This is a genomic window from Streptomyces sp. NBC_00212, assembly GCF_045206365.1.
In the GTDB taxonomy this organism is placed as follows: domain Bacteria; phylum Actinomycetota; class Actinomycetes; order Streptomycetales; family Streptomycetaceae; genus Streptomyces.
In genome coordinates this window covers 3,270,597-3,294,802 of sequence record NZ_CP108115.1, presented here as the reverse complement: position 1 = coordinate 3,294,802, position 24,206 = coordinate 3,270,597, and the positions used below count along the sequence as shown (strand labels likewise).

At 70.6% G+C, this 24,206-nt stretch carries 24 protein-coding genes; 19 read left to right on the top strand and 5 right to left on the bottom strand.

The window, feature by feature from the left end; translation table 11 throughout:
* The first annotated feature begins 51 nt into the window (after nucleotides 1-51).
* Nucleotides 52-1,491: a cellulase family glycosylhydrolase gene (locus tag OHA17_RS14850; protein ID WP_406507057.1), complete on the top strand. Its 1,440-nt coding sequence runs from the start codon at nucleotides 52-54 to the stop codon at nucleotides 1,489-1,491.
* Nucleotides 1,492-1,653: 162 nt separating this feature from the next.
* The gene (locus tag OHA17_RS14845) at nucleotides 1,654-1,986 is read left to right on the top strand and encodes an alkyl sulfatase dimerization domain-containing protein (protein ID WP_406507056.1); all 333 of its coding nucleotides are present in this window, start codon (nucleotides 1,654-1,656) and stop codon (nucleotides 1,984-1,986) included.
* On the opposite strand, the gene OHA17_RS14840 is transcribed toward OHA17_RS14845, so the two are convergent.
* Complete coding sequence (locus tag OHA17_RS14840; RefSeq protein ID WP_406507055.1) at nucleotides 1,916-4,045, bottom strand: amidohydrolase family protein; 2,130 nt, start codon at nucleotides 4,043-4,045, stop codon at nucleotides 1,916-1,918. The two genes, OHA17_RS14845 and OHA17_RS14840, sit on opposite strands and share 71 nt — an antisense overlap.
* Nucleotides 4,046-4,931: 886 nt before the next feature.
* Nucleotides 4,932-6,215, bottom strand: a complete 1,284-nt coding sequence (locus OHA17_RS14835; protein ID WP_406507054.1) for an amino acid deaminase — start codon at nucleotides 6,213-6,215, stop codon at nucleotides 4,932-4,934.
* Between the two features lie 205 nt (nucleotides 6,216-6,420).
* Here OHA17_RS14835 and OHA17_RS14830 point away from each other — a divergent pair, with 205 nt between their 5' ends.
* The 4 genes from OHA17_RS14830 to OHA17_RS14815 all read left to right on the top strand — a co-directional run bounded on the left by OHA17_RS14830 (nucleotide 6,421) and on the right by OHA17_RS14815 (nucleotide 10,236).
* On the top strand, nucleotides 6,421-7,425 hold the full coding sequence (locus OHA17_RS14830) for a sugar kinase (protein WP_406510716.1): 1,005 nt from the start codon (nucleotides 6,421-6,423) through the stop codon (nucleotides 7,423-7,425).
* Nucleotides 7,422-8,204 carry an IclR family transcriptional regulator gene (locus OHA17_RS14825; RefSeq protein ID WP_398876509.1) on the top strand — a complete coding sequence of 261 codons (783 nt, stop codon included), beginning with the start codon at nucleotides 7,422-7,424 and terminating at the stop codon, nucleotides 8,202-8,204. The genes OHA17_RS14830 and OHA17_RS14825 overlap by 4 nt, the downstream gene beginning before the upstream one ends.
* Nucleotides 8,194-8,607, top strand: coding sequence for a RidA family protein (locus tag OHA17_RS14820; RefSeq protein WP_406507053.1), 414 nt, complete (start codon nucleotides 8,194-8,196; stop codon nucleotides 8,605-8,607). The genes OHA17_RS14825 and OHA17_RS14820 overlap by 11 nt, the downstream gene beginning before the upstream one ends.
* 150 nt (nucleotides 8,608-8,757) lie before the next feature.
* Nucleotides 8,758-10,236, top strand: coding sequence for a GntP family permease (locus OHA17_RS14815; protein ID WP_406507052.1), 1,479 nt, complete (start codon nucleotides 8,758-8,760; stop codon nucleotides 10,234-10,236).
* A gap of 109 nt (nucleotides 10,237-10,345) precedes the next feature.
* Here OHA17_RS14815 and OHA17_RS14810 read toward each other — a convergent pair whose 3' ends face one another.
* Both OHA17_RS14810 and OHA17_RS14805 read right to left on the bottom strand, forming a co-directional pair.
* A complete protein-coding gene (locus tag OHA17_RS14810) occupies nucleotides 10,346-10,813 on the bottom strand; it encodes an NUDIX domain-containing protein (protein WP_406507051.1) in 468 nt (155 codons plus the stop codon).
* On the bottom strand, nucleotides 10,806-11,561 hold the full coding sequence (locus OHA17_RS14805; RefSeq protein WP_406507050.1) for a DUF5919 domain-containing protein: 756 nt from the start codon (nucleotides 11,559-11,561) through the stop codon (nucleotides 10,806-10,808). The genes OHA17_RS14810 and OHA17_RS14805 overlap by 8 nt, the downstream gene beginning before the upstream one ends.
* A gap of 183 nt (nucleotides 11,562-11,744) precedes the next feature.
* Between OHA17_RS14805 and OHA17_RS14800 the strand changes: the two genes are divergently transcribed.
* The 4 genes from OHA17_RS14800 to OHA17_RS14785 all read left to right on the top strand — a co-directional run bounded on the left by OHA17_RS14800 (nucleotide 11,745) and on the right by OHA17_RS14785 (nucleotide 13,617).
* A complete protein-coding gene (locus OHA17_RS14800) occupies nucleotides 11,745-11,882 on the top strand; it encodes a hypothetical protein (protein ID WP_406507049.1) in 138 nt (45 codons plus the stop codon).
* Entirely contained in the window at nucleotides 11,879-12,247 is a 369-nt protein-coding gene (locus OHA17_RS14795; RefSeq protein ID WP_406507048.1) for a hypothetical protein, read from the top strand. The genes OHA17_RS14800 and OHA17_RS14795 overlap by 4 nt, the downstream gene beginning before the upstream one ends.
* Nucleotides 12,244-12,471 (top strand): hypothetical protein, encoded by a 228-nt coding sequence (locus OHA17_RS14790; protein ID WP_406507047.1) that lies wholly within the window; start codon nucleotides 12,244-12,246, stop codon nucleotides 12,469-12,471. The genes OHA17_RS14795 and OHA17_RS14790 overlap by 4 nt, the downstream gene beginning before the upstream one ends.
* Before the next feature lie 273 nt (nucleotides 12,472-12,744).
* On the top strand, nucleotides 12,745-13,617 hold the full coding sequence (locus OHA17_RS14785; RefSeq protein ID WP_406507046.1) for a serine protease: 873 nt from the start codon (nucleotides 12,745-12,747) through the stop codon (nucleotides 13,615-13,617).
* Between the two features lie 67 nt (nucleotides 13,618-13,684).
* Here the strand turns inward: OHA17_RS14785 and OHA17_RS14780 are convergent, their stop codons facing one another.
* A complete protein-coding gene (locus tag OHA17_RS14780) occupies nucleotides 13,685-15,373 on the bottom strand; it encodes a chitinase (RefSeq protein WP_406507045.1) in 1,689 nt (562 codons plus the stop codon).
* A gap of 455 nt (nucleotides 15,374-15,828) precedes the next feature.
* Between OHA17_RS14780 and OHA17_RS14775 the strand changes: the two genes are divergently transcribed.
* The 9 genes from OHA17_RS14775 (at nucleotide 15,829) to OHA17_RS14735 (ending at nucleotide 24,201) form a co-directional block, all read left to right on the top strand.
* The gene (locus OHA17_RS14775) at nucleotides 15,829-16,764 is read left to right on the top strand and encodes a hypothetical protein (RefSeq protein WP_406507044.1); all 936 of its coding nucleotides are present in this window, start codon (nucleotides 15,829-15,831) and stop codon (nucleotides 16,762-16,764) included.
* 70 nt (nucleotides 16,765-16,834) lie between these two features.
* Complete coding sequence (cpaB, locus tag OHA17_RS14770) at nucleotides 16,835-17,542, top strand: Flp pilus assembly protein CpaB (protein WP_053726303.1); 708 nt, start codon at nucleotides 16,835-16,837, stop codon at nucleotides 17,540-17,542.
* A gap of 7 nt (nucleotides 17,543-17,549) precedes the next feature.
* Nucleotides 17,550-18,788 (top strand): CpaE family protein, encoded by a 1,239-nt coding sequence (locus tag OHA17_RS14765; protein ID WP_406507043.1) that lies wholly within the window; start codon nucleotides 17,550-17,552, stop codon nucleotides 18,786-18,788.
* Nucleotides 18,788-19,219, top strand: coding sequence for a TadE/TadG family type IV pilus assembly protein (locus OHA17_RS14760; protein WP_406507042.1), 432 nt, complete (start codon nucleotides 18,788-18,790; stop codon nucleotides 19,217-19,219). Before OHA17_RS14765 ends, OHA17_RS14760 begins: the two co-directional genes overlap by 1 nt.
* Before the next feature lie 3 nt (nucleotides 19,220-19,222).
* Nucleotides 19,223-19,630, top strand: coding sequence for a hypothetical protein (locus OHA17_RS14755; protein ID WP_406507041.1), 408 nt, complete (start codon nucleotides 19,223-19,225; stop codon nucleotides 19,628-19,630).
* A gap of 25 nt (nucleotides 19,631-19,655) precedes the next feature.
* A complete protein-coding gene (locus tag OHA17_RS14750; RefSeq protein ID WP_406507040.1) occupies nucleotides 19,656-20,993 on the top strand; it encodes a CpaF family protein in 1,338 nt (445 codons plus the stop codon).
* 32 nt (nucleotides 20,994-21,025) lie between these two features.
* Complete coding sequence (locus tag OHA17_RS14745) at nucleotides 21,026-21,961, top strand: type II secretion system F family protein (RefSeq protein ID WP_406507039.1); 936 nt, start codon at nucleotides 21,026-21,028, stop codon at nucleotides 21,959-21,961.
* Nucleotides 21,962-22,000: 39 nt separating this feature from the next.
* Nucleotides 22,001-22,894 carry a DUF5936 domain-containing protein gene (locus OHA17_RS14740; RefSeq protein WP_406507038.1) on the top strand — a complete coding sequence of 298 codons (894 nt, stop codon included), beginning with the start codon at nucleotides 22,001-22,003 and terminating at the stop codon, nucleotides 22,892-22,894.
* A 35-nt stretch (nucleotides 22,895-22,929) separates the two neighbouring features.
* Nucleotides 22,930-24,201 carry a sensor histidine kinase gene (locus tag OHA17_RS14735; protein WP_406507037.1) on the top strand — a complete coding sequence of 424 codons (1,272 nt, stop codon included), beginning with the start codon at nucleotides 22,930-22,932 and terminating at the stop codon, nucleotides 24,199-24,201.
* Nucleotides 24,202-24,206: the final 5 nt, after the last annotated feature.

The following is a 24,206-nucleotide window of genomic DNA, read 5'->3' as shown; positions in this document are numbered from 1 at the left end:
AGGCTGTGAACAGGGGTGTTGGCGGCGCAGCGGAGCCTTTAGAGTCCCGCCATGCGGCTACGGGCGATCAGGTGGGCGGCGGCGGGCGCGACAGCGGCGGTGGCCGCCGCTCTCCTGGTGGCGGTCGGTCCCGCAGAGGCGGGGCCCGCGCACACCGCCGCCGGGCACCGCTGGATCACCGACGACCAGGGCCGCGCCCTCGTCCTGACCGGCCTCAACACCGCGAGCAGCGCCAAGTCCCGGCCCGACGGCCTCCCCTGGATCAAGGAGGCCGACGTACAGCGCGAATCGGATGCGCTCGGCTCCGACTTCGTACGGTTCCTCATCCAGTGGCGGAACGTCGAGCCGAGGCCGGGCGAGTACGACGACGGCTACCTCGCGCAGGTCGCCGAGCGCGTGCGCTGGTACGGGGCGCGCGGCTACCGCGTGATGCTCGACCTGCACCAGGACGTGTACGGGCCGAAGGTGAAGGGCAACGGCGCGCCGGCGTGGGCGACCGAGAACGAAGGGCTGCCGGTCGCCGAGCAGAGCCAGTGGGAGCTCAAGTACATCGAGCCGGGGACGGTGCGGGCCTTCGACAACTTCTGGGGGACGCGCAAGGCGAGCCGGGATCTGCGGGCGCACTACGCGGCCGCCTGGGCGCACGTCGCCGCACGGTTCGCCGACGACCCGGCCGTTCTCGGCTACGACCTGATGAACGAGCCCTTCGGCGGCAGCGTCCAGGGCCCGGCCTTCGAGGCGGGCCCGCTCGCCGCCCTCTACCGTCAGACCATCGGCGCGATCCGCAAGGCCGACCACGACTCCTGGATCTTCGTCGAACCCGAGGCCGTCAGCGCCAACTGGGGCCTGCCGAGCGGACTCCCGTATCTGAAGGACCCACGAGGCGACGGGCGGGACGCCCGCATCGCGTACGCGCCCCACCTCTACCCCCTCCCCATGGACCTCGGCGGCGGCTACACCGGCGACGCCGGGAAGTGGGTGGACCGCACGCTCACCTCCTGGCGTGAGCAGACCGAGAAGACCGCCAAGCGGCTCGGGGCGCCCGTCCTCATCGGCGAGTACGGCCTCGACACCACCCTCCCCGGCGCCCTGCCCTACGTCGCCAAGGTGCGGGCCATGGCCGACGCCATGGGCGCGGGCACGGCGTACTGGTCCAACGACCCCGGATCCTGGGCCCCTTGGGACCAGAATCTGAAGCCCACCCCGCTGCTCCCGGTCCTCGACCGTCCGCAACCGAGGGCGATCGCGGGCGACCCGGTCGCGTACGCCTGGGACGAGCCGAGTCGCACGCTGTCGGTGAGCTGGCGGAAGGGGGAGGGGGTGCGCGGCGACACGGAGGTCTACCTGCCCGCCCGGTTCTTCCCCGGGGGCGGTGTGGTCACGGGTGACGGGGTGGCGGGGGCCTGGGACCCCAAGTCCCGTATTTTGCACGTCACTTCGCGGAGTGGGGACACGGGCGAGGTCTCGGTGCGGGTCCGGCCGAAGGCGTGAAGGGGCCGGGGGCGGATTGAGCCACGTCCGGTGCGGCGGTGTTGTGCCGGGCGCGGGGGTGTTCCTAGCGTCCTGGATGCGTCTGTACGTGTTCGTGACGTGTCCCGTACGTCCTTCGCCCCGCGTGTTATGTCGCCCCGCGTGTATCAGGAGGCAGTGGCCATGACCGATCGGTTCCGTGGGCGGCTGCGGTGGCGGGGGCTGCTTGCCGCCGCGCAGCGGGAGTACGATGCGCCGACTCCCCGCTACGACAAGGTGATCGAGCTCCTCGACCAGGTGATCGGGGCCGCCGCGCCGGTGGCCGCCCGGCGCAGCGCGAAGGCGCTGCAGGCCCTCGCGCTCACCCAGCTCGCCTACTCGGCCGACTACGGCCCCCTGCGCACCGTCTACCTGACGGCGGCGCGCGAACTGTCGACCGGCACGCTCACCGCACCCCGGGCGTCCGCCGCACCGAGCGGCCCGCCAGCACGTCGGTCCGCCTGCCGTCCTCGATGACGAACTTCCCGTCGATGAGGACGTACGGGATGCCGACGGGCAGGGTGCGCGGGGCCTCGAAGGTGGAGCCCGCCGCGACGGTGTCCGGGTCGAACAGGACGAGGTCCGCGCGGTAGCCCTCGCGGACCAGGCCCCGGTCGGGCAGCCGCAGCCGGGCGGCGGGCCGGGAGGTGAGATGGGCGACGGTCTCCTCGATCGAGAGGATGCCCAACTCCCTTGTGTAGTGGCCGAGATAGTGCGGGAACGTGCCGTAGGCGCGGGGGTGCGGCTTGTCCCCCTGGAGGATGCCGTCACTGCCCCCGGTGTGCACGGGGTGCCGCATGATGGCCCGCACGTTCTCCTCGTGGCCGACGTGCTGGAGGATGGTGGACCCGAGCCCGTCGTCGACGAGCAGCCGCCGAGCCGTGGTCCAGGGCGCCTCGCCGCGCTGGGCGGCGGCTTCGGCGACGGTCTTCCCGACGCAGTCGGTGAGCCCGGGGTCGCTCACGCCCGAGATTTCGATGGTGCTCCAGTCGATGGGCACGCCGTGGCAGCCGTCCGCGCCGACGACCTCCATGTGGTGCCGGACGCGTTCGGCGGTGTCGTCGTCGCGGAGCCGCGCGAGAATGGCCTCGGGCCCGCCCTCGCTGGCCCAACTGGGCAGCATCGCCACGAGAGTTGTGCACCCGGGCGTGTAGGGGTAGGTGTCGAGGCTGATGTCGGCCCCGGAGGCGAGGGCGTCGTCGAGCAGAGTGAGCAGTTCGGGAGCCCGGCCCTTGTTCACGCCGAAGTTCATGGTGGCGTGGGCGAGGTGGAGGGAGCACCCGGCGTCCCGGGTGAGCCGCATCATCTCCTCGTACGCTTCGAGGGCGCCGGCGCCGTAGGAGCGGTGGTGGGGGCAGTAGTAGCCGTCGTAGCGCGCGACGACGCGGCAGAGCTCGGTGAGCTCGGAGTCGGTGGCGTACATGCCGGGGGTGTAGGTGAGCCCGGAGGACATCCCGACGGCGCCCTCCTCCATGCCCTGGGCCACCAACTCCCGCATGTGATCGAGCTGTTGTGGTGTGGCGGGCCGGTCGTCCCACCCGACGGCGTGCATCCGGACCGTGCCCTGCGGGATGAGGTAGGCGGCGTTGACGGCGATGCCGCGGTCGAGCCGGTCGAGGTACTCGCCGACGGTGCGCCAGTCGAAGTCGATGTCGCTGCCGTCGCCGTTCCACCCGGTGATGGCCCGGCGCACTTCGCCGAGCGTGCGGTCGTCGACGGGCGCGTACGAGAGCCCGTCCTGCCCGAGCACCTCCAGGGTGACGCCCTGGGCGGCCTTGGCACTGTGGTCCGGGTCGCGGAGCAGGGCGAGGTCGGAGTGGGCGTGCATGTCGATGAACCCGGGGGACAGGGCCAGGCCGTGGGCGTCGAGGGTGCGGGTGCGGGGGCCGGTGTCGCTGAGCGGGGGTTCGCCGGGTTTCCTGATCGCGGCGATCCGGCCGTCCGTGATGCCGACGTCGGCGGGGTAGGAGGGGGTGCCGGTGCCGTCGATGACGCGGGCGTTGCGGATTAGCAGGTCCATGAGTGCCTCTCGTGTACGTCGCTGGGTGTGCCGGTCTGTCCCCCCCCGGGGTCCCCCCCGGGTCCTCGCGGGCAGGAGGCCCTGCCGGGCCCCGAAGCCCCGGGGCTCCGCCCGGGACCCCTTTTGGCCCCACCCCACCCCTTCCCGAAACCCGTCGGGGATTGGGGACAGGTGGGGCTGGGGCTTCGCCCCAAACCCCGCTCGGTGCGTGGTTGTTCGGCTGCGGGATGTGGGTGGCTGGTCGCGCAGTTCCCCGCGCCCCTGAACCCCCTTTCGGCCTCGGGCCGTGGGTGGCTGGTCGCTCCTCCCAGTTCTCGGCTTCGCTCGAACAGGCCGACCCTGCCAGGGGCGGCGGAGCCGCACATGTCGCAGCCCCGCGCCCCTGGCAGGGTGCCTCTGCGGGCATGCCCAGGCAGTCGGACGATCCTGGACGATCACGAAGCGCAGTCCATCCCTGGCCTGTCCAGCCTCTTGCGCACCACCTATGCAGGCACCTCCAGCCTGTCCGGGGGCCATGGACCGCAGCTCATCCCCCCCAGCCTGTCCGGTCTCTTGCGCACCACCTATGCAGGCGCCCCCAGCCTGTCCGGGGGGCATGGACCGTAGCCCCACCCTGGCCTGTCGGGCGGTCATGGACCTGAGCCGTCTCCTGGCTTGTCGGGCGGTCATGGACCTGAGCCGTCTCCTGGCTTGTCGGGCGGTCATGGACCTGAGCCGTCTCCTGGCTTGTCGGGCGGTCATGGACCTGAGCCGTCTCCTGGCTTGTCGGGCGGTCATGGACCTGAGCCGTCTCCTGGCTTGTCGGGCGGTCATGGACCTGAGCCGTCTCCTGGCCTGTCCGGCGATCACGGACCGCGGCCCACCTCCGGCCTGTCCGGCATCACGGGCCTGAGCCCACTCCTAGCCCGTCCGGCGTTTGAGGACGAGCGCCCTTGAGGCGCGATCGGGGGTTCGGGGGCGGAGCCCCCGAATGGGGTGCAGGGGGCGGAGTCCCCGCAGGGGGTCTGGGGCGCAGCCCCAGGGCTCGCCCTCCCAACGCCCGTCACGGGATAGGGGTCCCCCCTGCTCCTTAAGAGCTTGGGGGAGGCTGGGCAACGCCCTCGGGGTCCGGGGCGGAGCCCCGGGGCTGTGCCTTTCCAATCACCTGCACGGGCGGGTGGGTGGGCCAGTGCCTGGGGTCTGGGGCGGAGCCCCAGGGCTCAGCCTTTCCAACTCCCGTCACGGGCGGGTGGGTGGGCGGCTCCCCGGGGGGTCTGGGGGCGCAGCCCCCGGAAGCCGAACCGTCCAACCCCTTGCGCGGGCGGCGGGTGGGCAAACCCCCGGGGTCTGGGGCGGAGCCCCAGGGGGCCCGGGCTGTCCAGTCCTGCGCGTACGGGTGGGCGGGTGGGCAACACCCCCGCCCTCAGAAGTACGTGCGGATGTAATCCGACACCACCCCGTCCCGCTCCACCACCGGAATCAACCCCCACTTGTCGAACACCGTGCACGGATGCGAAAGCCCCATCCCCACCCAGTCCCCGACGGACAGCGAAACCCCCTCCGCCGTGCGCAGCCACCCGTGCTGATCGGAAAGCCCCGTCACCGAGATGCCCGACGCGGGTCGCACCTCCCCGGTCGCCGCGTCCCGCACCACCTCCGCCGAGGGCAGATCGAGGTCGTACGCCGCGTCCCGCTTCCCCGCGTTCACGAACGCCTGCTCCGGCGTGGGCCGCGAGACGACCTGGGCCCAGAGGCGGAAGGCCGGCTGGAGGGCGCCTTCCGAGGGCACCCGGTTGAACGGGGTCAGCTTCCGGTAGTGCCCCGAGTCGTGCGAGACGTACGCCCCGGAACGGAGCAACTTCAGTACGGGGAGGGTGAGTTCGGGGATTCCGGCGAAGGCCTCGGCGACCGAGTCGAACCACGCCGATCCCCCCGCGCTGACCACGATCTCGTCGAGGCCCGAGAACCGCCCCGCCTTGTCGAAGTCCACCGCCAGCGAGACGAGCCGCTCCAGATAGGCCCGTACCCGCGCGGGGTCGGCCCGCGGCACCTCGCCCTCGTACCCCGCGACCCCGACGAGCCGCAGCGTCCCGACGCGGGCCACCGCGTCGGCGACCTCCGCGCACTCCGCCTCCGTACGCACCCCCGTCCGCGCGCCCTCGCCCGCGGCGAGCTCGACCACCACGTCCACCGGCCGGGCGGAGCCCCGCAGGGCCTGGTCCATCAGCTCGACCCCGCGTACCGAGTCGACGTAACAGATGAAGCGGAAGGCCGGGTCCCGCGAGAGCTCTCCGGCGATCCAGCGCAGCGCGGCGGCGTCGACGAGCTCGTTCGCGAGGAAGATCCGCTCGGTCCCGAACGCCCTTGCCACGCGCACCTGGTGGGGCATCGCGAGCGTGATCCCCCAGGCGCCCCGCTCGACCTGGCGGGCGAAGAGCTGCGGCGCCATGGACGTCTTGCCGTGCGGCGCGAAGGCCAGGCCGTGGCGTTCCGCGTACGTCTCCAGGAGGGCGAGGTTGTGCTCGACGGACTCCGCGGACAGCGTCAGGACGGGCGTGCTGAAGCCGCCGGTGAAGAGGTCGCGGCGCTGGGCGGCGAGCTCGGCGACGGTGAGCCCGTCGGCGTCCGGCGGCAGCCCCTTGAAGCGGTGGTCGACGCGTTCGGCGCCCAGCGCCGCAACCCTGTCTTCGCGATCGGTGGCTGCCACGGGAACTCCACTCTCCTCGGGTGCGTTGCATCATCTGCAACACCCATTGCGTATATCGCTCAATGCTGTCTAACATCCGGGCCAACGCCGGGTCAATGACCAGCCTGGCCGCCCCATCAGCGAGGAGCCAGCAGTGACCACCGGATCCCCAGCCGCCGCGGACGACGCCGACACCCCCGTCGACGTCGTCTGCCTCGGCGAGTCCATGGTCACCTTCCTGCCGGCCCGGCCCGGCCGCCTCGCCGATGTTCCCGCCTTCGAACGGACGATAGGCGGCGCCGAGTCCAACGTGGCCTGCGCGCTCGCGGCCGCCGGGCACACCGCGAAGTGGGTCAGCCGGGTCGGCGCGGACGGCTTCGGGGACCATCTGGTCGAGGCGATCGGCTCGTACGGGGTCGATGTGCGTGCCGTACGCCGCGACCCGGTGCGGCCCACCGGGATCTACTTCCGCACCGCCGACGACCGGGCGGCCGACGGTCACGAGGTGCTCTACTACCGCGCCGGGTCGGCGGCCTCCGCGATGTCGCCGGCGAACGTGCCGTACCGGGATCTGCGAGGCGGGCGGATCCTGCACCTGTCCGGCATCACGGCCGCCCTGTCCGACGACTGCCTCGCCCTGATGCGCGACCTGGTTGTCCGTTGGTCGAGCCGCCCCCTCCTCTCGTTCGACGTCAACTACCGGCCGGGCCTGTGGCGGGGCGCGGCCGGGCCCCGGGTCCTGCTCGACCTCGCCCGCGGCGCGGACATCGTCTTCGTGGGGGAGGACGAGGCGGAGGAGGCGTGGGGGCTGCGGGGGGCGGCGGCCATCCGCGACGCGCTGCCCGAGCCCGACGTCCTGGTCGTGAAGCTGGGCAGGGGTGGGGCCGTCGTCATGGAGCGGGCGGACGCGGCGGGCGAGGGGTTCGACGGCGGCGACACAACGGCCACCCTCGTCCGCCCTCCAACCGTCGACGTGGTCGCCCCCGTAGGCGCGGGCGACGCCTTCGCCGCCGGGTTCCTCAGCGCCACCCTCCGCGGCCTCCCCGTACGCGACCGCATCCGGCACGGGCACCTCATGGCGGCCGCCGTGCTCACCGTGCCCGGCGACCTCACCCAGCCCCCGGCGCGCGCACACGCCGACCGGCTCGTGGCGCTGGACGACACCGGCTGGGGGAGACTTCGTCTCGGCCCCGGGTGGACGGGGGACGACCAGGAGGTACGTACGCCATGAGTCAGACCGTCGACCGGGCGCTGAGCATCCTGCCGCTGCTCGCGCAGGGCCCCGCCGACCTCGGGCAGGTCGCCGACCGGCTCGGGGTGCACAAGTCCACCGCGCTGCGGCTCCTGCGCACCCTGCACGAGCACGGCCTCGTCTACCGCCAGGAGGACCAGCGCTACCGGCTCGGCGCCCGCCTCTTCGCCCTCGCCCAGGAGGCGGTCGAGAACCTGGACGTGCGCGAGATCGCCCACCCCCACCTCGTCGCGCTCAACGAGCGGATCGGGCACACCATCCACCTCGCCGTGCACGAGGAGGGCGAGGTCCTCTACATCGACAAGGTCGAGAGCCGCTACCCGGTGCGGATGTACTCGCGGATCGGGAAGCCGGTCGCGATCACCGTCGCCGCCGTCGCCAAGCTGCTGCTCGCCGACCTGCCGGAGGCCGAGCGCCGCGCCGTCGCGGAGAAGCTCGACTACCCCACCTACACGTCCCGTTCGACACCCAACGCCGCCGCCTTCCTCAAGGAACTGGCGACGGTGCGCGAACAGGGCTGGGCCACCGACCTCGGTGGCCACGAGGAGTCCATCAACTGCATCGGGGCCCCCATCCGCGGTGCGGACGGCCGGGTCGTCGCCGCCATGTCGGTCTCCGCGCCGAACGTCGTCGTCACCGCCGAGGAACTCCTCACCCTGCTTCCCCAGGTGCGCCGCACCGCGGAAGCCATCAGCCGCGAGTACTCCGGCACCGCTCCCAACACCCCACCCGCACAAGGAAGTTCCGATGACCGATAAGACCGCCATCACCCCGGCCACGCACACCACCCCGCCCGCCAAGTTCTCCCACGGCGTGCGTAAGGGGAACATCCTCCAGGTCGCCGGCCAGGTCGGCTTCCTGCCGGCCGTCGAGGGCCAGGCGCCCACCCCGGCCGGGCCCGCCCTGCGCGAGCAGACCCTCCAGACCTTCGCCAACGTCAAGGCGATCCTGGAGGAGGGCGGCGCGAGCTGGGACGACGTGATGATGATGCGCGTCTATCTGACGGACGTCGGCCACTTCGCGGAGATGAACGAGATCTACAACGCGTACTTCGAGGAGCAGGGCCTGAAGGCGCCCGCCGCCGCCCGCACGACCGTGTACGTCGGTCTCCCCGCGGGCCTGCTCATCGAGATCGACGCCCTCGCCGTACTGGACGCGTAATCCCAGCGGAACCCGTGAAGGAAATCCTGCCGCAGTGCCCTTAGCCCCACCGCTCGACCCGCCGCACGGCGCGGCGCCCCGGACCGCCGGGGTGCCGTGCCGCGGTCCCCCCTGCCCTGGAACCCCCCTGCTGTACAACGGAGTTGGCACATGTTGTTCCAAGCTGTCGCGGCCGCCACCCCACCACCACCCGTCCACACGGGCGGCATCCTCCCCGTCATCGGCGGCACCGCCGGTCTCCTGACCGTCGCCGTCCTGGGCATGGCCCTCCTGCTCTTCCTGATCATCAAGGTCAGGCTCCAGCCGTTCGTCGCCCTGCTCGCGGTCTCCATAGCCGTCGGCCTCGGCGCGGGCCTGTCCGTCACCGAGCTCTTCGGTACGGTCCAGAAGTCCGCCGCAGTCTCGGTCATCGAGTCCGGCATGGGCGGCATCCTCGGACACGTGGCGATCATCATCGGGCTCGGCACGATGCTGGGCGCGATCCTCGAAGTCAGCGGCGGCGCCGAGGTGTTGAGCACTCGGCTTCTCACCCTCTTCGGCGAGAAGCGCGCCCCGCTCGCGATGGGCCTGACCGGCCTCATCTTCGGCATCCCGGTCTTCTTCGACGTCGGCATCTTCGTCCTCGCGCCGATCGTGTACGCCGCCGCCAAGCGGTCCGGCAAGTCGATCCTGCTGTACTGCATGCCGCTGCTCGCGGGCCTGTCCATGACCCACGCCTTCCTGCCGCCGCACCCCGGCCCGGTGGCCGCGGCCGGCCTGTTCCACGTCTCGCTCGGCTGGGTCATCCTGATGGGCGCCCTGGTCGGCATCCCGTCCGTGCTCGCCGCGTGGGGCTACGCCGCCTGGATCGGCAAGCGCATCTTCGTCGAGGTCCCGCAGGACATGCTGGAGGCCGCCGAGGAGGCGAAGGCCGCCGTCGCCGCCGAGCAGCAGGCCGCCGGGGTCACCCCGCGCGAGGAGCCGGCGCCGCTGGGCGCGGTCCTCGCCATCATCGGTACGCCGCTGATCCTGATCCTGGCCGCCACGTTCTCCTCGATCGCCCTGGCCCCCTCCACCCTCCGCTCGGTCCTGGAGTTCTTCGGCAACCCGTTCGTGGCCCTGACGATCGCCCTGGTCCTCGCCTACTACCTGCTCGGCATCCGGCGCGGCTGGTCCCGCAAGTCCCTGGAAACGGTGTCGACTTCGTCCCTGAAGCCGGTCGGCAACATCCTGCTGGTAGTCGGCGCGGGCGGCATCTTCGGCGCGGTCCTGAAGGCCTCGGGCATCGCGGACGCCCTGGCCACCACCTTCAACAACGTAGGCCTCCCGGTCATCCTCCTGGCCTGGCTGATCTCGGTCGTCCTGCGCGTCGCCCAGGGCTCGGCCACGGTGGCGATCGTGACGACGGCCGGCATCGTGGTCCCCCTGGTGGAGGGCGCCGGCTACTCCCAGGCCCACCTCGCCCTGATCATCATGGCGATCTCGGCGGGCTCGATCTTCGCCTCGCACGTCAACGACGGCGGCTTCTGGATGGTGGCCAAGTACTTCGGCATCACCGAACGCGACACGTTGAAGTCCTGGACGGTCCTGGAGTCGGTCCTTTCGGTAGCCGGCTTCGCGGTGGCGGCGTTGCTCAGCCTGGTGATCTGAGGGCGGCTCAGCCGGTGATCCAGCCACAAGCCACTTGCGAAAAGTACGCTCTGGAGATTCTCAGTCGATGCAGGTCACCAGGGACGTGTCGGGTCGCTGCCGCTTCCGGTTACCGGGCGGCGGGCATGGTGCCGTCGCGCCAGTCGTTCACACGCTTGCGGATGCTGGGAACCATCGGAAGGTGTTCGACCTCTTCGGGCTCGAACCAGCGCACGTCCGTGGATTCCTCGGAAACCGCCAGGTGTCCGGCCACGGGTCGCGCGAGGAAGCATACGGAGAACTCCTGTCGCACCTCACCGTCGTCGTAGGCGAAGACGTGACGCGGGTTGGTGTACGTGCCGACGATGCCGACGATCTCGACATCGAATCCGGTCTCTTCGCGGGTCTCCCGGACGGCGCAGTCAGGCAGCGACTCTCCGATGTGCATGGCGCCCCCGGGCAGCGCCCACATGCCGTTGTCGCGGCGACACTGAAGCAGGATGCGCCCGGAGTCGTCGACAACGACCGTGGAGGCGGCGGGAACCAGACTGTTCGCCGCCGGGGCGTCGGGATCGTCCTCGTAATCGCGCCTACCCATCGCTTTCCCCTTCCCATACCGGAGTGCCCCGGTTCCACAGCTCGTCAACGTGGGAAGCGAAGCGATCAAACATGCCGTCGTCCTGGTGACGGCGCAGATGCAGTGTGGGGGCATCGTGCCCAACGCGGTGCGTCAGCAAGGGCGTAACGATCATGTCGTCATCAAAGCGGAACACGGACAGGTAGGCGTGTCCGTCGCTGTATCGCACGTCAATCCCCGACTGGCTTCTGATTTTCTCCAGCTCGGCGAGCGTTACGCGGATACGGGTGGAGAGGGTGAGCGCAACGTCTTCGTCCTGTTCACGCGAGCGCGTGAGGTCGCTGTCAGGGTCACCAAGCAGAAAACGGACTCGGCACCCCTGGGCGGCTTTGCGTCGCAGCGCGGTACCGAACCGAGCCTGTTCGAGCCACAGGAAGTAGTTGGTGTAGCCCGCGAAAGTCAGCTCCCGCTCAGCCTTGGTGATCAGCGAACGCCACAGAGAGGCTGGACAGCCGGAACGGTAGGGACAGACGGACACGACCTCACGGTCCGGACCGACCTTGATCGCCTTCTTTGCGGCCGCTGGCCATAACACCGCCTCGTCCTCTCCGAGTGCTTCGCAGATGGCCCATCGTTGGCGGGCGCGAGGAACCCGCCCCGTCTCCGTGACCCACCGGCCGACCGTCTTGATATCAACGCCGCACTTCTCCGCCAACTGGCGGTCCGTCATACGTGCTTGAGCCATGGCGCGGCGAAGAGCTTCGTTCACAGGTACCCCCTGGGACGTTAGGCACGCTTCTTGAGTTAGTCCCGCTCCGTGCCCAACGGTCTCCGAACGAAGTAGGAACGGCCCGTCCAAACCGGAAGTGTGGACTGGTGACCGCCGCGAAGACCCCCGCGACCGTGGTGGACGGTCCGGGGGCGTGGCCATCAACTACGTGGAGTTGACGACATGAACCACCGTATCGCCCACCCCTCCGAGCCGCTGTTGCGGCTACCGCACCCTGCCCGGGGCCGCCATCCGCTCCCCGTCCGGTCCGTGGGTGTGCCGATCGCGTGGCTGGTCTACGAGGCGGAGGTGTCCGCATGACGGGACACATCGACGTAGCGCGGCTCCTGCCCTGGGCGGGTCCAGAGGGCAAGCCGTGCTACCTCGCCGATGACGGCTCCGGCGGCTACCTCTCGCGCCTCGCGGACAACATGGAGGCGATGCAACTCGGCTTGGCCGCCGACCTCATCAAGGAAACCAGAGACATCCTCGACGGGCGCAAGTGGACTCCGGGTGAACTCCACTTGCTGGCAATTCAGCTGGCCGAGGCTCTTACCGACGTGCACCGCGTCGCGGCCAGCCGGGGCGCGCGCCTGGCCGATCCCGTCTGGGGTGACCCCACCGTGACCGACATCGAGGATGACAAGGGCGGCAACCCTGCGCGGTGCTCTGAGGCGTCCGCATGAGCCGCGCCGTGCTGCGCTACGTACCTCACACGATCCGGCATGTACCGGACGGCGGAGTCACCTTCGAAGCCTTCTGCGTGGCGTCTGGGTGCGACGTGACATCCGGCCCCCAGGGAGAACAGGAGACGGCTCAGGACTGGAGCCTGCGTCATGCCGGCCGCACGGGGCATGACCTCTTCCGCCGTGTCGTGACCGATCACGCCCGCGTCGCACGGGACGAATGACACCGGCTCGCTGGGCGACGGCGAGCAACACGGCTCAGCGAGTCGGCTGCCCCGTTCGCTCCTCCCCCGGGGCGCTGGACGGGGCCCTGTCTGTTGACCTGAAGCGCGTGACGATGGAGGGCCTTCCGTTGGTTGGTCGGCCGTTGTCCTCCAACTCCTTTTGTCCACTTGCCCGTTGACCAGTGGACCCTCAACAATGCGCATGACAAAACCGCACTCCTTCATCACCGCACTCCTTCATCATCCGAGCACCCTCAAAAAGGGAACCCCCACATGAAGAAGTCCTACGTCGGCGCACTCGGCGCCGTCTGTGCCCTGCTGCTCGCCGCCGCGGGCGCGATGCCCGCCGCGGCCGCCCAGCCCTCCGACAGCAAGGCCCCCGCCAAGGCCGCCCCCGCCCAACCCACCGTCAAGGCGGTCAACTTCGCCGGGACCGTGGCGCTGAGCAACTGTTCCGGCTCCGTGATCCGTACGCCCAGTTCGCAGCCGAACGACCCCGCGCTCGTGCTCTCCAACGGGCACTGCCTCGAAAGCGGATTCCCCGCCGCCGGTGAGGTCATCACCGACCAGCCCTCGTCCCGCTCGTTCTCGCTGCTGAACGCCGCGGGGTCCAAGGTCGCCACCCTGCGCGCCACCAAGGTCTCGTACGCCACGATGACCGACACCGACATATCGATCTACCAGCTCAACACGACGTACGCCAAGATCCAGAGCAGCTACGGGATCAGCGCGCTCACCCTCAATGACGCGCACCCGACGCAGGGTTCGGCGATCAAGGTCGTCTCCGGGTACTGGAAGCGGACCTACAGCTGCAACGTGGACGGCTTCGTCTACCGGCTGAAGGAGGGCGACTGGACCTGGAAGGACTCGGTCCGTTACACCTCGTCCTGCAACACCATCGGCGGCACCTCCGGCTCCCCGGTGATCGACACGACCACCGGCAAGGTCGTCGCCGTCAACAACACCGGGAACGAGGACGGCGAGCGGTGCACGGAGAACAACCCGTGCGAGGTCGACGAGAACGGCAACGTCACCGTCCGCCAGGGCATCAACTACGCCGAGGAGACGTACATCATCGTCCCCTGCATCGGGGCCGGTAGCAAGATCGATCTGACCCGGGCCGGCTGCACTCTGCCCAAGCCGTGACGTTGTAGGCACAACGTGACAGCAGCGCCGTCCCGGGGGACCGGGCGGCGCTCTGTCATGTGCTGCGTTACGGCAGGGCGTGGACGTGCGGGCCCACCGCGTTCGACCAGGCGTTGCCCGAGGACGCGTCCCAGTTGGTGGACCAGGTCATCGCGCCGCGCAGGCCCGGGTACGTCTTCGACGGCTTGAACGAGCCGCAGTTCGTGCCCTGGGTCAGGCAGTCGAGCGCCGCGTTCACCACCGACGGGGAGACGTAGCCGCTGCCCGCGCCGGACGTCGACGCCGGCAGGCCGAGGCCGACCTGCGACGGGTCGAGGCCGCCCTGGAGCTGGATGCAGGCAAGCGCGGTCAGGAAGTCCACCGAGCCCTGCGAGTACACCTTGCCGTCGCAGCCGTTCATGGAACCGCTGTTGTAGTACTGCATGTTGACGACGGTCAGGATGTCCTTGATGTTGAGCGCCGTCTTGAAGTACTCGTTCGACGGGGACTGCATGTCGATGGTCTGCGGGGCCATCGTGATCACGAGCTTGCTGCCCGCCTTGGCGGAGAGCGACTTCAACGCCTGCGTCATGTACGTGGAGTTGACGCCGTTCTCCAGGTCGATGTCGACGCCGTCGAAGCCGTACGTCTGCATCAGCGAGTAGACGGAGTTGGCGAAGTTGTTGGCCGAGGTGGAGTCGCTGACCGAGATCGTGCCGTTCTGGCCGCCGATCGAGATGATCACCGACTTGCCCGCCGCGTGCTTGGCCGCGATGTCCGCCTTGAACTGGTCGACGGTGTAGCCGCCCAGGCCGTTGGTGTCGAGCGTGAAGCTCACCGCGCCCGGCGTCGTCGTGGCGTCCGCGAAGGCCACCGCGATGATGTCGTAGTTCGCCGGAACGTCGCTGATCTTCTGCACGGTCGCGCCGTTGTTGAAGTTCTGCCAGTAGCCGGTCACCGCGTGCTTGGGTACGGTCCCGCTGCCGCCCGGGTTGCCACCGCCGGCCGACGTCGTGCCGGTCACCGCCGCCGACTTCGGGGACTCGCCCGCCGCGTTGGTCGCGGTCACCTGGAACTGGTACGAGGTCGACGCGCTCAGCCCGGTCACGGTCGCCGAACTGCCCGTCACCGACTGCACCTTGGTGCCGCCCTGGTAGACGTTGTACCCGGTGGCGTTGGACACCGCGCCCCACGACAGGTCCACCGAGGACGAGCCGACCGAGCCGACCGCGAGGCCGCCCGGAGCCGCCGGAATAGTCGGCGCGGGGTCGCCGCCACCCCCGCCGTCGGGCCCGTACACCGAGATGTCGTCGGCGTAGTACGCGGGCTGGCCGTACCAGCCGTGCGTGTAGATCTGCACCGAGGTGGTCGAGGCACCGGTGGTGAAGGTCGTGGACAGCTGGCTGTAGCCGCTGCCGGTGCCCGGCGTCCAGGTCGAGACGTCGGTGGTGCCGGTGCCGCTCGCGCCGAGATAGACGTAACTGCCCTGCACCCAAGCGCTCAGCGTGTACGTCGAGTTGGGCTTGACGGCGACGGTCTGCGAACACTGGCCGGTGTCGGACCCGGACGGCGTCGCCTTGAGCGCGGCGGTCCCGCCGTGCACCGGGGACGAGACGACCGAGCCGCTGCCGGCCGAGCAGCTCCAGCCGCCGAGGCCCGACTCGAACCCGGCGTTCTTGGCGTTGTTGACGTCGGCCGCCGACGCGACGCCGGTGAGGCCGGCTATGGAGAGCGCGCCGGCCGCGGCCACGGCAAGACCGAATCTTGCACGGTTCACTTGCTGCCTCCGGGAGGGGAGTTGGGAGGAGAGGAGGAGGTGGGGAGTGGGGGTGGGGAAGTGGGGGTGGGGCGTCCTGGTCGCACAACATGGTCCAGACCAATTGGGTTGTCAAGACCTCTGGCGACGACCCGTATACGGTCCTGTGCCTCGGCTCCTCATGGCGGCCGCCCCGTGGCCGCCGTCGATCGGCTCCGGGAGCGAAGGATCAATTCCGGCCGGACGGCTGGCCGGCTTTCAACGCAACTCCCGCCCCACGCGCACCAAAACCGGCCGCGGAAGCACACAGGAAAGGAGAAGACGGTTCTCCGGCCGGTAGGTCGTGGATAAAGTGCTGAGGCAGGCGGGAATTGCAGTGATCAGTTGCGGTCGTGGGGGCTCGCACACGCTCGCGCGTCCGAAGGGAACGGGGGCCGCAAGGTGGCGACCGCGATCAGTGAACGGGGGCCCGCGACGTGCCGACCGCGATAGCCGTCACCAGCCCCGACCTGGTGCTGCCGCCGACCGATCCGCAGACGCCGCTCGCGGCGCTGCTCCAGTCGCCGCACGCCCAGCCCCTCGATGCCGCACTCGTCGACATGCACCGTCTTCTGGAACAGCACGGCTACGTCGTCGCCTTCTATCCGGCATCAATTGACGCCGCCCATGAACACCGGCTGCATACCGTTCGGTCTCTCCTGGAAACCGATCGGATCACCCTGATCAAATCCGATCTGCCGCCGATCGGACTCGCCATCCTGGTGCGGCAGTTGAGGCAACTCTCGGTCTGCGACTTCAGCCCCGGCGTCATCGCATCGGCGGCCCGGCTGCTCTCCCACTACATCCACGCGGGCGCCGTCCTGAACTCCGTGACCCGCCTGGAGCGCATTCCGGTCGGCCTCACCGCGCACGCCAAGTCCTGGATGCCGGGCAGCCAGTTCGCCGTCCTCGCCAACCCGGACCCGCAACTCGTCAAGGTCGGCCCGGCCGGCGCCCTCACCGGGCCGGACTTCGCCTGCCACCTCCTGCTCGCCCGAGGCACCGCCAACGCCGACTGGATCACGGGCACCCTCGCCCCCTCCTGGCAGGTCAAGGCCGTGCAGGAGACCGCCCTGCCCGCCGACTCGGCCACCTGGTGGGGCACCGGCAAACTGACCGAGTTCGCCGCCTACCTGCCCGACATCTCGGTCCTCTACCAACTCGTCGCCTCCGTACGCCGCGAACAGTGCCGCTGGTGCGCCATGGAGCTCATCGGCGACCGCTGCGGATTCTGCGCCTCGCGACAGCCGCCCGAGGAGGAGCCCGCCGCCCCGTACGGCGCCGCCGCCCTCGGCCCCGTCCCCGCCTCCGCCTACCACGCCCGGCCCCTCACCCGGGCCGAACGCCGCCGCGCCATCGCCCCGGGCCCCTGACCTCAACTCGCGTCAGCCGCCCGCCACTTGCCCGCTCTGCCCCACGTCAGCGAACGAGGTCGTACGGTCAATGAACTCCCGCCAGCGCCGCGGCATCATCCTTCTCCTCCTCTCGGTCCTGTGCGCCCTCGGCGCGTTCGCCGGGGTGCTCACGGTGATCAGCGACGTGAACTCCAAGGTGGGGCCGGAGGTGACGGCGTACAAACTGAAAGACGACATCCCCGCCTACACACCGCTCAAGGCTGACCTGTTCGTGAAGACGAGCATGCCCAAACGGTGGCTCTCGCAGGGCGCCGTCACCGACATCTCCGACGTCAACGGCAAGATGGCCGCCACCCGCCTCACCCGCGGCTCGCTGCTCCAGGACGGCATGTTCACCGACCGGCCCCAACTCAAGCCGGGTGAACAGGAGATCGCCATCATGATCGACGCGTCGACCGGCGTCGCCGGGAAGATCAACGCGAGCGACACGGTCAACATCTTCGCCACCTTCGCCGCCACCAAGCAGGGCGACACCCCCGAGTCCAAGCTCATCGTCGCGGGCGCCCGGGTCATCCAGGTCGGCGCCGTCCAGGCCCTCACCCCGAGCGCGTCCGACAAGAACCAGACCACCCAGGCCGTCCCGATCACCTTCGCCCTCAGCACCCTCGACGCCCAACGGGTCGCGTACGCCGAGTCGTTCGCCACCCATGTCCGCCTCGCGCTCGTCGGCCGCGGCAACGGCGACAGCACGATCCCGCCCGGTGACCGTACGTACCGGCTCGAAAAGGACCAGTGAGGTGCGGATGACCACCAGAATCCTTCCGGCCGTCGCCGACGCGGACGCCGCGCGCTCCGTCACCACCCTGCTCAGCCAGCTCCCCGACGCCGAACCCGCCGTGCCCATCGGCGACTCCACCCACCTGCTCGACACCCTGGCCAGGCTCGCGGGCGAGTCCCTGGACGAGCTCCCCGAGGTCGTCCTCGTCCACGAACGCATCGGCCCCGTCCCGGCCCTGGAGCTGATCCGCGAGGTCGCCCTGCGCTTCCCGGCGGTCGGCGTCGTCCTGATCTCCTCCGACGCCGGGCCCGCGGTCTTCTCCGCCGCCATGGACTCCGGCGCCCGCGGCCTGGTCGCGCTGCCGCTGTCGTACGAGGAGCTGGCGGTACGCGTCCAGGCGGCGGCCCAGTGGTCCGCGGGCGTACGCCGCCACTTGGGCGCCAGCCTCGACGTCTTCACCGGACCCGGCGGCACTATCACCACCGTGACCGGGGCCAAGGGCGGCGTCGGCACCACCCTCGTCGCCGTTCAACTCGCCCTCGCGGCACGGGCGTCGGGCCGCACCACCGTGCTGCTCGACATGGACCTCCAGGCGGGCGACGTCGCCTCCTACCTCGACGTCCAGTTCCGGCGCTCCATCGCCGACCTCGCGGCGATCACCGACATCACGCCCCGGGTCCTCGCCGACGCCGTCTTCAACCACGAGAGCGGGCTCGCCCTGCTGCTCGCCCCCGGCGAGGGCGAACGCGGCGAGGAGGTCACCGACCGGGCCGCCCGCCAGATCATCGGCGCCCTGCGCACCCGCTACGAGGCCGTCGTCGTGGACTGCGGCACCCAGATGAACGCGGCCAACGCCGCCGCCGTCGAAATGGCCGACGTGGCGCTCCTCGTCACCACCCCGGACGTCGTGTCCGTACGGGGTGCCAAGCGGACCGTACGGATGTGGGACCGGCTCCAGATCCGCAAGGCCGAGGAGACCACCACGCTGGTCAACCGGCACACCCGGCACACCGAGATCCAGCCCCCGCTCGTCCAGAAGATCACCGGCACCCGGGTCGCCCAGACAGCGATCCCGGCCCACTTCAAGGAGCTCCAGGCCGCCGTCGACGCCGGGCGCCTGCACGACCTCGACAACAAGAGCACGGTGAAGCAGGCCCTGTGGGCGCTGGCCGGCGAACTCGGCCTGCTCAAAACCCCGGAGGGCCGAGCGAAGGCGCGGGCCGCGCGGGGCTCCGGCCTGGTGCTCAGGCGCAGGGGCAGCTGATGCGGATGAATCGGCTGGTGCGGCCGATGCGTCTGGTCCGTCTGAAGCGTCTGATGGGTCTGGCGCGGGTCCGCGCGGGCGGGCGGGACCGGGGGCAGACCGTCATCGAGTTCGTCGGCGTGGTCCCGCTGATCCTGCTGCTTCTGGTCGCGCTGTGGCAGTGCGCCCTGGTCGGCTACACCTTCGTCCTCGCGGGCAACGCGGCGGACGAGGGGGCGCGGGCGGGGGCGGCGGCGGAGGGGGACGCGGGTGGCGCGTGCCAGGCGGCGGCCCTGCGCGAGCTGCCGTCCTCCTTCCAGGGCGACCCGGCCTGCCGTGAGGACGGCGGCATGTACCGGGCCACCGTCACCCTCAAGATCCCCATCCTGATCCCGGGCGTCCTCAACAGCTTCCCCGTCGAGGGCACGGCCGCCCATGTGAAGGAGCGCTGAGCCGTGCGCATCCGTACGCACCGAGCGCGCGACCGGGACGACCGGGGCCAAGTCGCCCTGGAATACATCGGGTTCGTCGCCATCCTGCTGCTCGTCGGCCTCGCCGCGATCCAGCTCGGGGTCGCCGCGTACGCCGTGAACCAGGCGGGGACGGGGGCGCGGGCGGCGGCGCGGGCGGCGAGTCTGGACGAGCCGAGAGCGGGCGAGGCCCGGCTGGATCCCGTGGCCGCGGGCACGGCCGCGGTCAGCGGCTGGCTCAGTCCGAAGGTCTCCCCGGCCGGGGGCGGCGGGGACGGGGTGGCGTACACGGTGACCGTGAAGATCCCCAGCGTCATCCCCGGCCTGCGCGACGGCTTCTTCGGCACCGCCACCCGCACCTCCACCATGCCGAAGCTTCAGCCCCCCAACTGACCCGAGACGACTGGAGACGACACACATGAGTCTGCGGGCACGCATCGCGGTCCCCGAGGAGACCGGTCCCGGGCGCGAGGACGGCCACCTGGTCGCCTCCTACCGCGCCAAGCTCCTGGAGGAGATCGACCTCGCGGAGATGTCGTCCCTCGCCGCCGCCGAGCGCCGGGCCCGCCTGGAGCGGGTGCTCGGGCACATCATCAGCCGCGAGGGCCCGGTCCTTTCCACGGCCGAGCGGGCGCAGCTGATCCGCCGGGTGGTCGACGAGGCGCTCGGACTCGGCATCCTCGAACCTCTCCTCGAAGACGCCTCCATCACGGAGATCATGGTCAACGGCCCCGACCAGATCTTCGTCGAGCGCGGTGGACGGGTGGAGCAACTCCCGCTCCGGTTCGCCTCGCACGAGCAGCTGATGCAGACGATCGAGCGCATCGTGTCGACGGTCAACCGCCGTGTGGACGAGTCGAACCCGATGGTGGACGCCCGCCTGCCGTCCGGCGAGCGCGTCAACGTGATCATCCCGCCGCTGTCCCTGACCGGCGCGACGCTCACCATCCGCCGCTTCCCGAGGTCGTTCACGCTCCAGGAGATGATCACCTTCGGCTCGCTCGACGAGCACATGCTGCTGCTGCTCGCCGGGCTCGTACAGGCCCGCTTCAACGTCATCGTGTCGGGCGCCACCGGCACCGGCAAGACCACCCTCCTCAACGCCCTGTCCGGTCTGATCCCGCCGCACGAGCGCATCATCACCATCGAGGACTCCGCCGAGCTCCAGCTCCAGCAGGCCCATGTCATCCGCCTGGAGTCGCGGCCCCCGAACGTCGAGGGAAAGGGCCACGTCTCCATCCGCGACCTCGTACGCAACTCACTGCGCATGCGGCCCGACCGGATCGTCGTCGGTGAGGTCCGCGGCGGCGAATCGCTCGACATGCTCCAGGCGATGTCCACCGGTCACGACGGCTCGCTCGCCACCGTCCACGCCAACAGTGCCGAGGACGCCCTGATGCGCCTCCAGACGCTGGCCTCGATGTCGGAGGTGGATGTCCCGTTCGAGGCCCTGCACGACCAGATCAACTCGGCCGTCGACGTCATCGTCCAGCTCACCCGGCACGCCGACGGCGCCCGCAAGATCACCGAGATCGCCATCCTCGAATCCCACGGCCGTGACCCGTACCGCATCACCACCGTCTGCCGCTTCGACGCCCAGCCCATGGCCGCCGACGGCCGCATCCACGGCCGCTTCCAGTACTTCCCGCTGCCCCGCCGCGTCGCCGACCGCCTCTACCTCGCCAACCAGCCCGTCCCGCAGGCGTACGGGGTCGCATCGAGCGCCGAACAGCTCGCCGTCCGCCACGCCAACTGAGTCCGCCACGCCAACTGACTGGGAACGCGCAGATGAACCTCTCCTTCCTCACGCTCGGCGTCACTCTGCTCGCCGGGGTGCTCGCGGTCCTGGGGCTGCGCTCCTACGGGGCGGGCCGCGCCCAGCGCGAAGCCCTCATCGACCGGCTCACCAACCCGGGCGCCCAGCACCCGACCGGCCGGAACCGCCCGTTCCAGGCCCTGGACCGCAGACTGCGCGGTACGACACTGGGCCGCCGCATCGAGCTGAAGCTGGCCGCCACCGGCCTCGATCTGACCCCCGGCGAGTTCTTCGTGTACATGCTGGCCGGGGTGGCCGCCCTGTGGCTGATCGCGGCATCGGTTCTCGCCGCGTTCTTCGGCCCGCTGGCCGGGCTCGCCGGCCTGTGGAGCGCCAACTCGTTCCTCGACTGGCAGCGCCAGAAACGCATCGAGCGCTTCATCAACCAGCTCCCCGAACTGTCCCGCATCCTCGCCAACGCCACCCAGGCCGGCCTCGCGCTGCGAACCGCCATCGCCATGGCGGCCGAGGAGATGGAGGCCCCGGCGGGCGAGGAACTGGGCCGGGTCACCGACCGGCTCGCCATGGGCGAGTCCCTGGACGACGCACTCGGCGAACTCGCCGACCGGCTTCCCTCCCGCGAACTGGTCGTCCTGGTAACGACGTTGGTGCTGGCCAACCGTGCGGGCGGCACGGTCGTCAGCTCGCTGCGCAACCTCACCACCACGCTGGAGGAGCGCAAGGAGACCCGGCGCGAGGTGCGCACCACGCTGGCCCAGGTGACGGTCACCGCGTACGCCGTGCCCGGCTTCGGGATCGCCGCGCTGCTCATGCTGAACGCGGTGATGCCGGGCGCGCTGGACCGCATGACGGGCGCCCTGCTCGGCCAGGCGGCGGTGCTGATCTCGATCGCCCTGTACGCCCTCGGATTCTTCGTGGTCCGCCGCCTGTCCCGCATCGACGTATGAACCCAGGTACCTGGCTGGAGAGAGGGGAGTGAGCGAGACATGGGACTGCTCTTCGCGGCCCTGATGGGCCTGAGTGTGTACGGGATGTTCCTCGGCATCCGCATGTACCGGGCCGAGGTGAAGCTCCCGAGCGACCTCTCCGTGGCCCTGGAGGTCGGCGCGACGCGCACCACCGCCGTCGGCTCGGCCGTCGACCGGCTCGGCATGCGGTGGGCGCCGGCCGTGCTGCGGATGATGGGCCCCGAGCGGGTCGGCAGGAAGCGCCGCCAGATCGACCTCGCGGGCAACCCGGGCGGCCTCACCGTCGACCGGTACGCGGCCCGGCGCGCGGTGTACGGGATGCTCGGCGCGGCGGCCGCGCTGATCATGCTGCTCGAAGGGCACTGGATCATCGCCCTGGTGATGGTGGCCTTCGCCCTGTTCTGGGTCGAGGTCGGCATCTGGTCGGCGGTCCGGGTCCGCCGCGACCACATCGAACGCACCCTGCCCGACTTCCTCGACGTACTCGCGGTCGTGGTCAGCGCAGGGCTCGGCTTCCGCCAAGCCCTCGACCGGGTCGCCGACAAGTACGAAGGGCCCTGGGCGGACGAACTGCGCATCACCCTGCGCCAGATGGACATGGGCGTCAGCCGCCGCCAGGCCTTCGAGGAACTGCGCAAGCGCAACGACTCCGAGCAGGTCGCGATGTTCGTGACCGCGCTCCAGCAGGGCGAGGAACTGGGCGCGCCGATCGTCGACACCCTGATAGCGATCGCCGCCGACATGCGCCGCACGGACGCGCAGAACGCCCGCCGCAAGGCGGCCCGAGCGGTCCCCAAGGCCACCTTCGCGGTGACGACGTTCCTGCTGCCGGGCACGCTGATCCTGCTCAGCGTCGGCTTCGTGTACGGGGCGAATCTGGACTTCGGGGGCTTCCTGGGAGGCCCGAAGTGACCCTCCAACTGGCCGCAGGAATAAGGGGGTTGAGCATGCCGACCCGCCGCAGGGCAGTCGCATCGGTCCCTCCTCCCACCCTCACCCTCCAGATCAACGCACTCCAGGCGATGTGCCGCCAGGTGTTCGGCTTCCGCCTGGCGATGATCGCGATAGGCGCCCCGTTCGCCCTCGCGGGCGCGGCCAAGGGCGCTCCGGGCCTCCTGGTGGGCGCGGCGGTACTGGGCACCTTCATGGGCTCGTACGTCCTGTTCCGCGACTGGGAACGCTTCGGCCCGCTGCTCCTGCGCCATCCCTGGCTGCTCGCGGTGGACGCGGTGTTCGGCGCACTGCTTCTGATCACGGCGACCCCGGAATCCCCCCTCGGCTACGTCACGATCTGCACCCCGCTGCTCGCCGGCCTGGTGTACGGCTGGCGGGGCGCGGGCGTCTTCGCGGGCCTCCAGGTGACGATCCTGACGGTGGTGTACGCGACGGGCCCGAGGCATCAACTGGCCGACGCATCAGCCCTGTTGCTGCCGGGCTTCTGCGTGATAGCGGGGGCGGTGGGGGTGACGATCCGCAACCTCCTGTTCCGCTTCGGCGCGGCGAGTCAGGCGCTGACGGAGACCCGGGCCCGCCTCGCCGTGCACGATGCGGTGGAGGAGGAGCGGGCGCGGCTGGCCCGCGACATGCACGACTCGGTGGCGAAGACCCTGCACGGCCTGGCCCTGGCGGCCGACGGCCTGGCGGCGTCGGCGGACCGCGTGGACCCCCTGACGGTCCGCGACCAGGCCGAACTGGTCGCCCGGGCCGCGCGCAGGGCGGCAGCGGAATCCCGCGAGCTCCTCGCGGACCTGAGGCGGACGCCGGGGACGGTGGACGTACTGGACGAACTGTCTTTATCCGTAAGGGACTTCACGCGACGGACGGGATCGGGGGCGGGGTGGCGGGTGCTGGGTGACGGCCCGGGGCCGACGGTCCCGGCGGCGGTGGCTCGGCAACTGGTCACGATCGCGAGCGAGGCGATGGACAACGCCCACCGGCATGCCGGCCCGGCCCGCATCGACGTGGAGGCGGGCGTCGAGGGTGCGATGTTCCGCCTCAGCATCCACGACAACGGCCGGGGCCTGCCCCCCGGCACCACCCTCGACGACCTGAAACGCACGGGCCACTTCGGCCTGGTGGGCATGGTGGAGCGGGCGGCGGCGATCGGGGCGCGGATCAGAGTGGGCCGGGGGACAGCGCCGACGGGCACGGAGGTACGCGTGGAACTCCACCTGAACGGCGGCCAGTTACTGATGAATCCAACCTCGGGAACTCCATGAGAGGG